Raw genomic sequence first — 13,083 nt, forward strand, 5'->3', positions numbered from 1 at the left:
CGGCAAAGCCGGATCAGGGATGTTGTTGGTGCGTGACGCCACCGCGGAAACGGTCGGCCGCCTGGCGTATGACTTCGGCCAGCAGGTGTTCCTCGCCCTGCTTTTCGCGCAGCCAGCGGGCGTCATTGTCGGCACGCTCCACGCTGTTGCGCAGCAGGTGCAGCGACGCACCGGCACCCATGCCGGTGGCATGGCGTTCAATCTGTGCCATGGTCAGCAGGATGTGCTCGCGCAGCGGCATGTGCCCGCCCGTGGCCGGGTCGACATAGACTGCGTCCAGCCCGAAGCGGCAGGCCTGGAAGCGGTTGTAGGTGTAGACCAGGTAGTCGTCCTCGACCGGCATGAAGGGCTGTTCGTGCATGAACCAGGAGGCCAGTGACTGCACAAAGCCGGCCAGCGCGGTGGCACGCTCCACGGTCATCGGGGTGTCGAACACGCGGATCTCGATGGTGCCGAACTCCGGCTTGGGCCGGATGTCCCAGTAAAAGTCCTTCATGCTCTTGACCACGCCGGTGCGCGTCATCTTGTCGAAGTACACGGTGAAGTCGTCCCACGTCAGGGCAAACGGTGCACGGCCCGATAGCGGGAAGGCAAACACGGAGTTGAGGCGCGCCGAATCAAACGCTGTGTCTTGCCCCTGCACGTAAGGCGAAGATGCCGACAGGGCAATGAAGTGCGGGATATAGCGCGACATGCGGTGCAGCGTCAGCAGGGCACTGTCGGCGTCGGGGCAGCCCACGTGCACGTGCTGGCCGAAGATCGTGAACTGCTTGGAAAGGTAGCCGTACAGCTCCGACAGTTCGCGAAAGCGCGGTTTGTCGTAAATGCGGCGCTCGTGCCATTGCTGAAACGGATGCGTGCCGCCGCCCACCACCGCAATGTTGAGCTTGTCGGCGCTCTTGACGAGCGCGTCGCGAATCTGCGAAAGCTGGCCCAGCACCTCCGAGGCGTTATGGCACACGCCGGTCGAGATCTCGATCATGCTGGACGTCATCTCCGGCACCACGGCGCCGGGTAGCGGAATTTTGGCCATCAGGCGCAGCATGTCTTCGGCATACGGCGCGAGGTCATAGTCGTGGGTATTGACGAGCTGCAGTTCAAGCTCGACACCCAGCGAGAGGGCTGCGGACTTCTGGAAAGGTTCAAGACTCATGAACAGGTCCTGTTGAAGGGCTGCGTGTGAGCGGCGCCCAGGGTTTGGAGCTTTCGCCCGAGCGGTAGATGGCCACGGTGGCGAGCACGGCACCCAGCACTTCCATCAGCAAGATTGCAGGCAGGGCCACGCTGGCAATCTGACGCCCCGTGGCGCCCGAGGCCGCCGCAAACTGTGAAACCAGCAGCAGCGCCACCGATGACATCGGCGACATCGCGCAGCCGACCCAGAGGGCCTGCTTCCAGCTGGCGCCGCTGCCCACGTTACCGATGGCGACACCGGCAATCTTGGCAACCATGCGGGCCACGACCATGCCGATGACGAGCCCGGCAACAGGCCCGCTCCAGTCTGCTTGCGCGGCGACCACGGAGACCAGCACAAACATCAACATGGTCAGCATCGACGAGGCAGTGCCCATCTGCCGCGGCCATGACCAGGGGCGCGGGTTCAGTTGCTTGAGCAGCATGCCGCCCAGCAGGGCCGCCAGCGGCGCCGAGCCGCCGAAGTGGGCTGCAAGCGCCGCGCCTGTGGCGATCAGTGCCAGCAGCAGGATGGCGGTGTTCTCGCTGGTGGGGCTCATCACCCGCAAGGCGATGCGCAATGTGAGGGCGAGCACAGCGCCGACCACGACGGACAGGCCCAGCACCACCAGCACTGCGTAGAGCGGGCTTGACAGCGCGGCTTCGCCCCGCGGCATCAGGCCGGCGCGGGCGCTGCACAGCGTGAGGGCATACAGGGTGCCCAGCGTTGACAGCACCAGGGCGCGTTCCGTCACCGGTCCGGCGGCACCTGTGTCGATCGCCACACGCGAGAGAACGGCCGGTGATGCGGCCATGGCCAGCAGCGCGAGCGACTCCGCAACGATCTCGCGCACGCCCAGCTTGCTCAGGGCCCAGTGGACAAAAACATAGGTGAGGGCAGATTCAGCCAGGCTTTGCACCAGCACCATGGGGTTGTGGCGAAACCAGCGCAGCGGAATGCGCCCGCCCGCTTCAAACAGCACCACGGCAACGCCCAGCTCCAGCAGGAAAAGCCCGGTGCCCTGCAATGGCCACACGGCGCCGGTAAAACCGGCCAGTCCGGCCAGCCCGCCGACGAGTGAATAGCCGATGACCTTGGGCAGGCCTGTGTAGCGGTTGGCGAGGTGGCCGGCAGCAGCCGCTACCGCCAGCAGAATGGACCATTGCACGGTCGGCAAACCTGCCGACGGCTTGATCCACTCAGCCCATATGGCCAGAATTTCGTTCATACGGGGTTGTCTCCACTGTCGTCAGGACTTCTTCTACAAGCATGCCCTGTGTCTGCGGCATGTTGCGCGTTGAGTGGCCAGCCTTGGCGGCATGAAGCCCGGTGGTGTTCCTGAAAAGAAACGTTGCATTAATTTACAGGCGCCTCGCGGCGGGACCTGTAGGACAAGACCTGAACATGAAGCACACCCCTATCGGGCTCACTGCGTGTAGCCCTTTTCCCCTTGCAGGGGACGGCGCCTGCGGCCCGGCAAAGCCGGTTCCGCGGCCCCTGCTTGCTCGAAGAATTCAGTGGGCACTACCAGAGGTGCCGCGGGACTGGCTTTGCCAGACCGCAGGCGCCGCCCCCTCGAGGGGGGAACAGGCTACACGCAGTGAGCCTGGACGGGGGGGCTGCTTGTTTAGGGCATGAAGAAGCTGCGCGGGTGGCTGCGCAGGCGTGCCCAGATGGCGATGCGTATGCGGGCCCGGTCCAGGTTGCTCACGTTGTGCGCCTGCAGGGCCAGACGAAACGCCAGGTAAAAACTCACACCGAGGTTGAGCGCGCCTATCAGGGGAATGGCAAGGATGCAGGACCAGATTTGCCAGTGCCGGAATGCTTCGAGCCCGAGAGAGGCGCCGGCCGCCGCCAGTTGTCCGGTTGACAGGGTGACGTGGCGGGCCTGGAGTTCAAGCCCGAAGAAACCGGTGAAGGCCGGTATGAGGCCGAGCATGAAACCCAGTGCGATGTTGGACGCGAAACCCGAAATGTTGTCGCGCATGAAGCCGGACCAGCGCGCAGCGCGCTCGCCGCCCAGCACGGAAGTGATGCGCGGGTTGTGGCGCATCGCCGAGTCAAGATGATGCAGTACAAACCAGTTCTCGGTCCAGCCCCCGATCATGCTGGCTGCGAACAGGATGCCGCCGGTGAACCCGGCCCACAGCAGGGCGGGGCCCATCACGGTGAGGGTTTCCAGCACGTGGTGCGCGTCGGCGACGCTGATCATGGGCCGGCCCAGAACGACCTGGATCAGCGTGTTGACGAGCAGCACGGCCGGAACGACCATGAATACATTGCCGCACACCGCCGCAACTTGCGAACGCACCAGGTGTGTCACCTCGTCGACAAACGCTTCAATGGGGCCGGTCGTATCGACCGAACCGATGTCCTTGAGCTTGGCCGCCATCGCCGGTGCGGTCATGGCAGGCTGTTTGGTGGCCAATGTGAAATGCAGCAGCTGGATGACAACAAAGCTGCCGGCATAGACGACGCTGGACCAGAAGCCGCCCCAGAAGGCAGAAAGACCAACGGCGACGACCATGAATTTCAGGAGCGTGGTGAAAGCGGTGATCGCTCCGCCGCCCATGGCCTTGCCCAGCATTTCGCGGTATTCCTCGCGGGTACGGGTGATGTAGGTTTCCCCGGTCTCTGCGCTGCGCTCAGCCATCTTGGCCGACAGCAGCGTGGAGTTGGCGCTGATCAGCGCGCCTATGCTTTTGCTCTCCTGCGCCGTGATGACGCGGCGCGTCAGCAGTTTCAGCGCAGCCATGCCGGGTTTGGCCGAAAGCAGGGCGTCCAGCAGTTCGCGCACGCGCAGGATGCGTTCGCGTAACTGGCGCAGGCGAAACACCATGCCGACGGAGATGCCGTGGTCTTCAAGGTGCACGTAAATGCTGTTGACGGCCTGGCGGCAGGCGTCCAGTCGCTCACGGTACTGTGCGATGGCGGATTGCAGCTGGGCTTCGTTCCGGTCAGGCTTGAAGAACGCGTTGCGCAGCTCGTCAATATCAGCGGGCAGGGCATGGAAGGCCCGGGCGTGTGGCGTGGCGCGGTTCATGCGCAGCCGCAGCTCCGGCGCAAAACCGGTGGCGCGAATCTGCGCAGTGCAATACGTCAGGGCGTCCATCAGGCTGTATTGCCAGTGCAGTGCATCCAGCTTTGGGCTGGCCGACAGCAGCTGCGTCAGGCGGCTGATCTGGGCATCTTCCAGTGCGCCCATCCACTGGGCATCGAAGCGCGTGGGAGCGACCAGCGGGAAAAGCTCCGAAGCATCGGTGGTTTCGGGTGTTCCGGGAAGCAGCTTGCGACGCAGGCGTTCGGCCAGCTCGCTGACAAACGCCGTGCGCGGAGCAAAGCCGAAGTCGGCCAGCAAGGTGGTGATGTCAACGGTCTGCATCAGCGTTTGCCACCAGGCTTGCAGCCGTGTGCGCACTTCGGGCTGCATCTCCACGGCGTCCATCAACGCCTGTACCCGTGACACGGCCGCAGGCACGGAAGTCTGGTCGCCGCGAATCCACTCGAAAAGCTTGATCAGCCAGACATGGCGCTGGGCCAGGTCGGCGTCGGGGTCGAGCGCCTTCAGGAGGGAAGCAAGATCCTTCATCAGCCGGTCAAACCCATCCGTTCAGTGCAGCACCCGGCCGTGCGGGGCGCTGCCGTTGTGTGCTTCCAGAACGAACATGGCAATGGGTACGTCAAAACGTTCGCCATCTTCGGCCACACAAAAATAGCTGCCGTGCATGGTGCCGGTGGGCGTGCGCAGGCGTGATCCGCTGGTGTACTGGAAGGACTCACCCGGCTTGAGCAGCGGCTGGTGGCCCACAACGCCAAGCCCTTTGACCTCCTCGTTGTGACCGTTGGCGTCGCTGATGATCCAGTGGCGGGAAATCAGCTGGGCGGTCACGTCCCCGGTGTTGGTCACCGTGACGGTGTAGGAAAACCCGTAGATGTGGTCTTCCGGGGCCGACTGGTCAGGCTGGTATTGCGGAACGACTTCGCAGGAGAACTGGTATTTGGGCATGGCAGGTAAACGGTTGGCGCCCATGTTAACCGCCTGCCAGGGAGCCTGTCATGCGTGCGGGCATGACGCGGCGGCGGCTTGCTGCGACAATCCCTGCCATGCCTAAAAACACGCCGCCCACCTACCGGATCGCCCCCTCCATTTTGTCCGCCGACTTCGCCCGCCTGGGTGACGAGATCAAGGCCGTGATTGCCGCGGGAGCCGACTGGATCCACTTCGACGTTATGGACAACCACTATGTGCCCAACCTGACGTTTGGACCGATGATTTGCCAGGCGCTCAAGCCCCATGCAAAAAAAGCCGATGGCACGGCCGTGCCGGTGGATGTGCACCTGATGGTGCAGCCCGTCGATGCGCTGGCTGCAGCCTTTGCCGATGCAGGCGCCGACTTCATCAGTTTTCATCCCGAGGCGTCGGGCCACGTGCACCGCAGCGTGCAGGCCATCAAGGCAAAAGGCTGCAAGGCGGGGCTGGTGTTCAATCCGGCTTCTCCGCTGGATGTGCTGGACTGGGTGATTGAGGATATTGATCTCATCCTGATCATGAGCGTCAATCCCGGCTTTGGCGGACAAAGCTTTATTGACTCCGCGCTGCGCAAAATAGAAGATGCGAGAAAACGCATTGACGCTTCGGGAAAAGACATTCGCCTGGAAGTCGATGGGGGCATCAAGACCGACAATATCGCGCGCGTGGCATCGGCCGGTGCCGATACCTTTGTCGCGGGCAGTGCGATTTTCGGGAAACCCGACTACAGGGCGGTGATTGACGCCATGCGGGTGGAGCTGGTGAAATAAGGCAGACTGCAACGATGCAGACCCCTGTCTCCCATATCTCTCTGCCCGAAAACCGGTAGGGCCGCAACTGGCCCGGCATTCATGGAAGAGCCGCATCATGACTGAACCTGTGAAGCCGCTGGTTGGTGAGGCGCCCTCCGCGCGGAGGGCCCGCATCCTGGTGGTGGACGATACCGAGGACATACGTTATTTCCTCGCGACGCTGCTGCAGGACCGGTATGAGGTGACTGCCGCTGCGTCGGGCGAGGAGGGCCTGCAGGCGGCAATTTCGGGGGTACGCCCAGAGATCATCCTGCTGGATGTGATGATGCCCGGCATGGACGGCTACGAGGTGATGCGGCAACTGGCAGGCGATCCGCGCACGGCTGATATCCCGGTGATCTTCCTGACGGCGCTTGCCAGCGTGGAGGAGGAGCAATATGGGCTGGACCTGGGGGCCACCGACTACATCACCAAGCCCGTCAGCCCGCCCATCCTGTTGGCGCGCGTCAGGATGCATCTTGAACGCAGCGCGAATGCCAAGCGCCTGAAGACCCTGTCAGAACAACTGTCGCGTTACCTGGCACCGCAGGTCTACCAGTCCCTCTTTGACGGGTCGCGCCAGGCCGAAATCGAGACGCAGCGCAAATGGCTTACGGTGTTTTTTTCGGACATCAAGAACTTCACCGAATCGACCGGTAAATGGCAGCCCGAAGAAGTTACGTTCCTGCTGAACAGCTATTTTGAAGAGATGTCGCAAATCGCGGCCGACTATGGCGCCACGCTGGACAAATTCATTGGCGATGCCATCGTGATTTTTTTCGGGGACCCGCACACCCTTGGCCGGCAGCAGGATGCCGTGCAGTGCGTCCGGATGGCGGTGGCCATGCTGGTGCGGCTTGACGAGCTCCAGGTGCGGTGGAAAACGATGGGCATCGACAAGGCGTTTGAAATACGCATCGGCATTCATTCCGGGTTTTGCGATGTCGGAAATTTCGGCAGCAAGCTGCGCATGGACTACACCATCATTGGCCGGGAGGTGAACCTTGCCGCGCGGCTTGAGCAGGCCGCAGAGCCCGGCCAGATGCTGATCTCCCGTGAAACCCATGCACTGGTCCAGGCGGAAATCCAGGCCGAAGCGCGGCCTGCCGTCACGGCCAAGGGATTTGCGGAGCCCATTCCGGTTTATGCTGTGCTGAAACCGGCGCGCTTGCCGCAGGCTGTTGCGACAGCGACCCCGCCAACGTTGCAGCCGCCGCCGCGGGATACCGTCAAAACGCCGGGTACGGGAATTCCCATGGCGGATGCCGCAGACGCCACGTTGCCTGAGAGCATTGCCGGCCTGGATCTCAGCGTCGGCCTGACCCGCGCAATGGGGATGAAGGGGTTCTACCTGTCGATGCTGCGCCGCTACCTCGACGGCCGACGGGATACTCCCCGGCACATTCGCGAAGCGCTGGATGCGGGCGACCTGAAGAATGCCGAACTGCTCAGCCATTCCCTGCGGGGCGTTTCGGCCCAGATCGGCGCCATTAGCGTGCCGGCGGATGCGGCTGCGCTTGAGCAGGCCATCAATGAGGGCCTGCCGCGCAAAAGTCTGGATGAATTGTTGGGGAAACTGGAGTTATCCCTGGGCGAGCTGATTGCCGCGCTGCAGTCAGGGTTACCACCGACGGATCCGGCCCCCACAGGCCCTTAGCGAGCGATCCATGAGGGGCCGGGCCTGCAGGTGTATCGTTTCCTTACATCGCAAGCCACTAGAATCAGAATGCATTCAGGCTCATGCCACGACTGTTACCCGTTACCCGCGAAAGGACATCCACAGTGCATCCAAACAACGTATATGCGGTTACACCCAAAGGTCAACAGGAACTGCGCAGTGCCGCCACTTCGATTTCGCAGCCTGAGATTGAATTGCTGGTGCGCCTTGATGGCATTCTGACGGTTGCGCAGATCCGGCAGAGCATGGGTGAAGCAGGCAGTGCCACAGTAGACGGCACGCTCGATCTGCTCTATGCCAAGGGGCTTGTGGAAATGGTTCAGCCCGATCCGTTTGCGGCCTCGCTTCAACTCCACCTCAGCCCGTTGGCCCTGACAGCGGCGGGCGCGGAAGCCGACTCCTGTGCGGCCACGCTCAAGAAGTCCAATTACTATGTGCGTATTGCGCGCAAACGCGGAGCACCCCGTGCCCGCGCAGCTGGCGAGCGCCTGTCAGTCGTTATCGTGGACGACGAGGAGCACCTCGCCAAATTCCTGCAAAGTTATCTGACGTTCGAGGGGTTCGACGTTCGCACGGCCGGTTCCCGTGCCGAAATCGTGGCGGAATTTCGCAAGCAGCCGATTCCCGATCTGGTGCTTCTGGACGTGATGCTTCCGGATGCGGACGGCTTCGACATCCTGCTGCGGATTCGCTCCCATCCCGTGCTCAAGGACGTTCCGGTCATCATGCTGACCGCCAAGGCAACGCGGGAGTCCGTGCTGAAGGGCCTGGCGGGTGGTGCCGACGGGTATGTCACCAAGCCTGTAGAGACGGAATCACTGATTCAGGCAGTCCGTACCGTGCTGGGCACCCAATAGCGCGCCTTTGCGGCGAACAGGCCTGAAGAAGCTCCAAGCGCCATGAAAATGCCCTTTCGCTCAAGCACCAACGTGGCCCTGTGTGCCGGAATGGTGCTGATCGCCCTGAGTATTGCGGCATCCTATGTCACCATCAATTCGCTGATCAGCGATGCGCAGAGTGAAAGCGAAGCGCGGGAAAAGGCGCTCGTTCTCCAGCGCGTGGTTTCTGGATTCAAGGCGACGGAATCCCTGCAGCGGCGTTATTTGCTGACCAATGCCTCCAGCGACCTGGCTGACTACCGGCAGTCCCTTGCACAGATCCAGCAGGCGCTCGAAAGCATGCGGACCAGCCAGGATGTTGTGACCTCCACTGCAGATTGGCTTGCACTGAAAGATGCGATCACGCGAACGGTCGGCGTGATGGAACAGACCGTCACGGCACGCCAGCAATCCGGCCTGGAAGCCGCTATAGCCCTCGTGGGTGGCCCCCTGAACCGCCAGCTCCATGATGAAATCGAGATCCTGGTTGGCCGTATCAAGGGGGGTGAAGAATCAGCCCTTGAACGCACCAAGGCCGAAACCCGCCAGACCGCCCAAACCGTCAAGCAGCTGATCCTTATGGGCGGACTGCTGTCGCTCAGCATATTTGGCTGGGCGATCCAGAGGATTCTCCGGACGCAGGAAAAGCGCCGCCGTGCTGAGACGCAGCTTTTGGACAGCGAAGCCATGAGCCGGGCCGTGACCGAGAGCATGGCCGAAGGGCTGGTCACGGCGACGGGGGAAGGCTTGATCGTCCACGCGAACAGCGCAGCGCGTCATCTTTTTGGTTACCGGCTCGAAGACCTGGTTGGCCAGGAAGTCACCATGCTGCTGCCAACGCGGTACCGCATGGGGTTCAGTGCCTTTTTCTCCGGGCTGGGCGGCCGCCAGCGCGGCTTCCGGGAGTGGGACGTGAAGATCCTGGGCCAGCGCCACGACGGGACCGAATTCCCCGTCAATGTGTCCTTTGGCGATGTCAATGTGAGCGGAAAGCGGCTTTTCACGGCCATCATTCATGACATCTCCGAGAGCGTGCGCATCACTGAAGCCCTTCGCAACAGCGAGGAGCAATTACGCCAGCTGACCGATACCGTTCCGGCCCTGATTGCCTATATCGACGGAGAGCAGCGCTTTCAATTCCATAACCGCGCCTACGAAGAAGCGTTTGGGTTGAAAGCCGAACAAATCGAGAACCGGCCGATGCAGGAAGTGCTGGGGGCTGAGCTGTATGACCAGGTCAGGGTGCATGTACGCGAAGCACTTTCCGGTTACTCGGTGCGTCATGAGTTCGAGTATGTGACAGCCGGCGGCGACCGCCGCGAGTACGTCATGAACTACTTTCCCAGATATGGTGAAGGGGACGAGCAGGACATGGTTATCGGGTTTTCATCGCTGGGAACGGACGTCACCGAGCTCAAGCGTATCGACCGCATGAAAACCGAATTTGTTTCAACCGTCAGCCATGAGCTGCGCACGCCGCTGACGTCAATACGCGGGTCATTGGGACTGGTATGGGGCGGTGTGGCCGGCGAAATTCCGGAAAAAGCCAAAAACCTCGTAGGTATTGCCCAAAGCAATTGCGAGCGGCTGATCCGGCTGATCAATGACATTCTCGACAGCGAGAAAATCGAATCAGGGAAGATGCGTTTCGAGCTGCAGGCGCAGGAGCTTGAGCCATTGCTGGAGCGGGCCCTGGCAGACAACGAGGGCTTTGCCGCCCAGCATGGCGTCAAGCTGGCCCTGCATAAAGCCGAAAATTCCCTGCAGGTCTGTGTTGACAGCGACCGGTTGATCCAGGTGGTGACCAACCTGTTGTCCAATGCCATCAAGTTTTCTCCTCCGGAGGGGACGGTCGATGTGACTGTGCGCAAGCGTGGCCGTCGCGCCCGGGTGGAGATCTCCGATAAGGGCCCCGGGATTCCCGACGAATTCCGGCAGCGCATTTTCCAGAAGTTCTCGCAGGCCGACTCCTCCGACACCCGCCAGAAAGGCGGGACCGGACTTGGCCTGAGCATTTCCAAAGCCATTCTTGAGCGCATGGAAGGCAACATCGGTTTCACGACCGAGAGCAATGCGGGAACCACGTTTTACTTTGATTTGCCCGAATGGCGCGAAGCACCCCCTGTCACCGCACCGGTGGGGCTGTATGCACGTCCCCGCGTGCTGGTGTGCGAGGACGACCCGGATGTCGCCAAGCTTATCGGCATGATCATGGACAAGGGCGGGTACGACGCGGACATGGCGCATACCGCGGACCAGGCACGCGACTACCTCAAGATGGAGACGTATGCCGCCATGACGATGGATATCAAGCTGCCTTATGAAAACGGCCTCACCGTTGTTCGTGAGCTGCGCGCCAACAAGCGCACCGCCACGCTACCGGTGCTGGTCTTGTCGGTTATCGCTGCAGAGGCCCGGCAGCATGCCGAAAACCAGTCGCTCGGCGTCTCGGAGTGGCTTGAAAAGCCGCTGGATGAGCAGCGCTTGCTGAAGTGCATCAAGCGCGCCATCAAAAGCCGCTCCAACGGGAAACGCGGGGGCGTTCTTTGATGGCACCGGCGCTGTGCCGTCTGGACTGCGATCTGGAATGAGGAAATAAGTACCTGCAAATCGAGGCTTTGAGCGGTTAATGCAGATTTTGCGGAGATGAGGTTCCGCCGGTGTTGTTGCAGTCCTCACCCCTCAGTATCTGGTCCGGCAGAAATTCGTCATTTGTCACCGGGCTTGGCCATGAGAGAGAGATCATCTCCAGTCTGCCCACCAAAGCCCCGCTTCGCAAGCTGCATCAGCAGCCGCCGGCCCTTGGCATCCGTCGTCCGCCAGGCAATGCGGGCGAGTTCGATAAAAGCGTTTTCTGCAGGATTGATTGCGTCTCCGCCGTGATCCGTATCCATCCAGCCTTTTGGCTTTCCGGACTTGCTCTCGATCTGCGCGGCTGCTGCATCGCCGATGTTCCGCGCGGTGCCCTTTGCGTCACCCTTGAACTGGCTCAGTCCCCCTGCGCTGAGGCCAAGTTGTCTGGCGATGCGGCCCAACATGCCGACAGGTGATTCGCCGGTGGCCAACTCCTTCTCGCTGAACTCCCGAATGATGATCAGCAGGTTGTTGCGCCGGTTTCTATTGACGTTCTCGGAGTCCATGTGACGTGGTTGCAACAATCCAGATTATTTTGCATCGACCCGTTGACGATGGTGTAAAAAGATTTTACATTACCTTTCATCGCTACTTTGGCATCAACCCTTTCCACACACTCATCATGAAACCGATAGCCGCCAACGCAAGAAACAACCCCTCCGTCTGGGGTGGTGCTGCCGTGCGTCGCCGTGACGTTCATCTGGGCCAATGTCGTGGGCTGAGTTCTTTTGCGTTGTCCATTTTGCGGACCGCCATGTCCAAGCAGAACCACGAGGATTCCACACAACCGGGAGAAGGAGACGCCTGAGCGTACCTTCTAAATCTCTGACACCCAGAGGCCCGGTATCCGCAAGGAACCGGGCCTTTTTGTTTTTCCCTGACGGTGATCGTGCCGTCGATGCGCTTCAAGCGCGGGAGTCTTTAAAAATTTGCAGCGGGACAGCAGCCAAACACTGGATGGCAGCGAGTTCCGCAAAAATTGCGGACATAGCTCAGTAGGTAGAGCGTGAGCCTTCCAGGCTCAATGTCGTCGGTTCGAAGCCGTCTGTCCGCTCCATTTCGGGTGTGCCTGTTTCACGTCACCTGCGCGAGACCGAGGAGACGGTCTGGTGGCGTGTGTGCTGGCAGCCGGGGTTCATGGCCCCGGAAATGCAGTGCAGTGGGAGACCCCGGTTCGGCTTCATGCCGGCCGCTCACATGCAGGTACAGCCGAAATGGATTCAGTTTTTAGCCCGCGTAGCTCAGTCGATGGAGCGGTAAGGCAGTCGCCTTGTAAGCAGCAGGTCGGCCGTTCAAATCGCGACCGTGGGCGCCAGGGTATTTGTCACGTTCGTCTAGTGGCTCAGGACACAAGATTTTCATTCTTGTAGACAGGGGTTCGAATCCCCTACGTGACGCCAATTCCAGCGCTGGCAGCCAGGTAATTGGCTGGCAGCTGTTCAGTAAAGAAGCGCAGTGCTCGCAAGAGCGTAGTGCGGAAACCGGCCTCAAAGATAGGGTGGCACCGGAACTCGTAACCGGGAATTTTTGGAAGATTGGCCGAGAGGTTCAAGGCACTCGCTTGCTAAGCGAGAGCCCATGAAAGTGGGCTCATGGGTTCGAATCCCCTATCTTCCGCCATCTCTTTGATGGGCCGTTCGCCAAGCTGGTCCAAGGCATCGGGTTTTGATCCCGACATTTCGGTGGTTCGAATCCATCACGGCCTGCCATTTTTTCGGGTTGCATAGCTCAGTGGTAGAGCAGCGGGCTCATAACCCGCCGGTCGTTGGCTCGGTCCCAACTGCAACCACCACCTGCATCACCCAAGCCATTTGCGCGCATAGCTCAGCGGGACTCAGAGCGCGACCCTCCGAAGGTCGAGGCTGGCAGTTCGAGTCTGCCTGCGTGCAGCAGCAATA

Annotated in this window: 9 protein-coding genes and 6 tRNA genes; 10 read left to right on the forward strand and 5 right to left on the reverse strand. The window is 61.2% G+C overall.

All coding sequences use genetic code 11. The annotated features are described in order from the left end of the window. Positions 1–13 precede the first annotated feature (13 nt). From AC1DWQ_RS17145 to apaG, 4 genes are all read right to left on the reverse strand, one after another. Positions 14–1,153, reverse strand: coding sequence for a YbdK family carboxylate-amine ligase (locus AC1DWQ_RS17145; protein WP_477670716.1), 1,140 nt, complete (start codon positions 1,151–1,153; stop codon positions 14–16). Next, positions 1,143–2,402, reverse strand: a complete 1,260-nt coding sequence (locus AC1DWQ_RS17150; protein WP_457282304.1) for a cation:proton antiporter — start codon at positions 2,400–2,402, stop codon at positions 1,143–1,145. The genes AC1DWQ_RS17145 and AC1DWQ_RS17150 overlap by 11 nt, the downstream gene beginning before the upstream one ends. 399 nt (positions 2,403–2,801) lie before the next feature. Continuing rightward, positions 2,802–4,763, reverse strand: coding sequence for a site-specific recombinase (locus AC1DWQ_RS17155; RefSeq protein WP_457282303.1), 1,962 nt, complete (start codon positions 4,761–4,763; stop codon positions 2,802–2,804). A 21-nt stretch (positions 4,764–4,784) separates the two neighbouring features. Next, the gene (gene apaG, locus AC1DWQ_RS17160) at positions 4,785–5,180 is read right to left on the reverse strand and encodes a Co2+/Mg2+ efflux protein ApaG (protein WP_457282449.1); all 396 of its coding nucleotides are present in this window, start codon (positions 5,178–5,180) and stop codon (positions 4,785–4,787) included. 98 nt (positions 5,181–5,278) lie between these two features. Here apaG and rpe point away from each other — a divergent pair, with 98 nt between their 5' ends. From rpe to AC1DWQ_RS17180, 4 genes are all read left to right on the forward strand, one after another. Further along, on the forward strand, positions 5,279–5,974 hold the full coding sequence (gene rpe, locus AC1DWQ_RS17165) for a ribulose-phosphate 3-epimerase (RefSeq protein ID WP_457282302.1): 696 nt from the start codon (positions 5,279–5,281) through the stop codon (positions 5,972–5,974). A 97-nt stretch (positions 5,975–6,071) separates the two neighbouring features. Beyond that, a complete protein-coding gene (locus AC1DWQ_RS17170) occupies positions 6,072–7,652 on the forward strand; it encodes an adenylate/guanylate cyclase domain-containing protein (protein ID WP_477670717.1) in 1,581 nt (526 codons plus the stop codon). Positions 7,653–7,777: 125 nt separating this feature from the next. Further along, positions 7,778–8,530 (forward strand): response regulator, encoded by a 753-nt coding sequence (locus AC1DWQ_RS17175; protein WP_477670718.1) that lies wholly within the window; start codon positions 7,778–7,780, stop codon positions 8,528–8,530. Between the two features lie 42 nt (positions 8,531–8,572). Continuing rightward, entirely contained in the window at positions 8,573–11,101 is a 2,529-nt protein-coding gene (locus tag AC1DWQ_RS17180; RefSeq protein ID WP_477670719.1) for a PAS domain S-box protein, read from the forward strand. A 158-nt stretch (positions 11,102–11,259) separates the two neighbouring features. Here AC1DWQ_RS17180 and AC1DWQ_RS17185 read toward each other — a convergent pair whose 3' ends face one another. Continuing rightward, positions 11,260–11,691, reverse strand: coding sequence for a hypothetical protein (locus AC1DWQ_RS17185; protein ID WP_477670720.1), 432 nt, complete (start codon positions 11,689–11,691; stop codon positions 11,260–11,262). Positions 11,692–12,166: 475 nt separating this feature from the next. Here AC1DWQ_RS17185 and AC1DWQ_RS17190 point away from each other — a divergent pair. The 6 genes from AC1DWQ_RS17190 (at position 12,167) to AC1DWQ_RS17215 (ending at position 13,074) form a co-directional block, all read left to right on the forward strand. Then, a tRNA-Gly gene (locus tag AC1DWQ_RS17190) sits at positions 12,167–12,242 on the forward strand. A gap of 266 nt (positions 12,243–12,508) precedes the next feature. Further along, positions 12,509–12,585, forward strand: a tRNA-Glu gene (locus tag AC1DWQ_RS17195). Between the two features lie 129 nt (positions 12,586–12,714). Beyond that, positions 12,715–12,805 (forward strand) — tRNA-Ser (locus tag AC1DWQ_RS17200). A gap of 10 nt (positions 12,806–12,815) precedes the next feature. Further along, positions 12,816–12,894 (forward strand) — tRNA-Gln (locus tag AC1DWQ_RS17205). A gap of 8 nt (positions 12,895–12,902) precedes the next feature. Beyond that, positions 12,903–12,977, forward strand: a tRNA-Ile gene (locus AC1DWQ_RS17210). Between the two features lie 21 nt (positions 12,978–12,998). Further along, positions 12,999–13,074 (forward strand) — tRNA-Arg (locus AC1DWQ_RS17215). Positions 13,075–13,083: the final 9 nt, after the last annotated feature.

The organism is Polaromonas sp. P2_G11 (genome assembly GCF_056403595.1).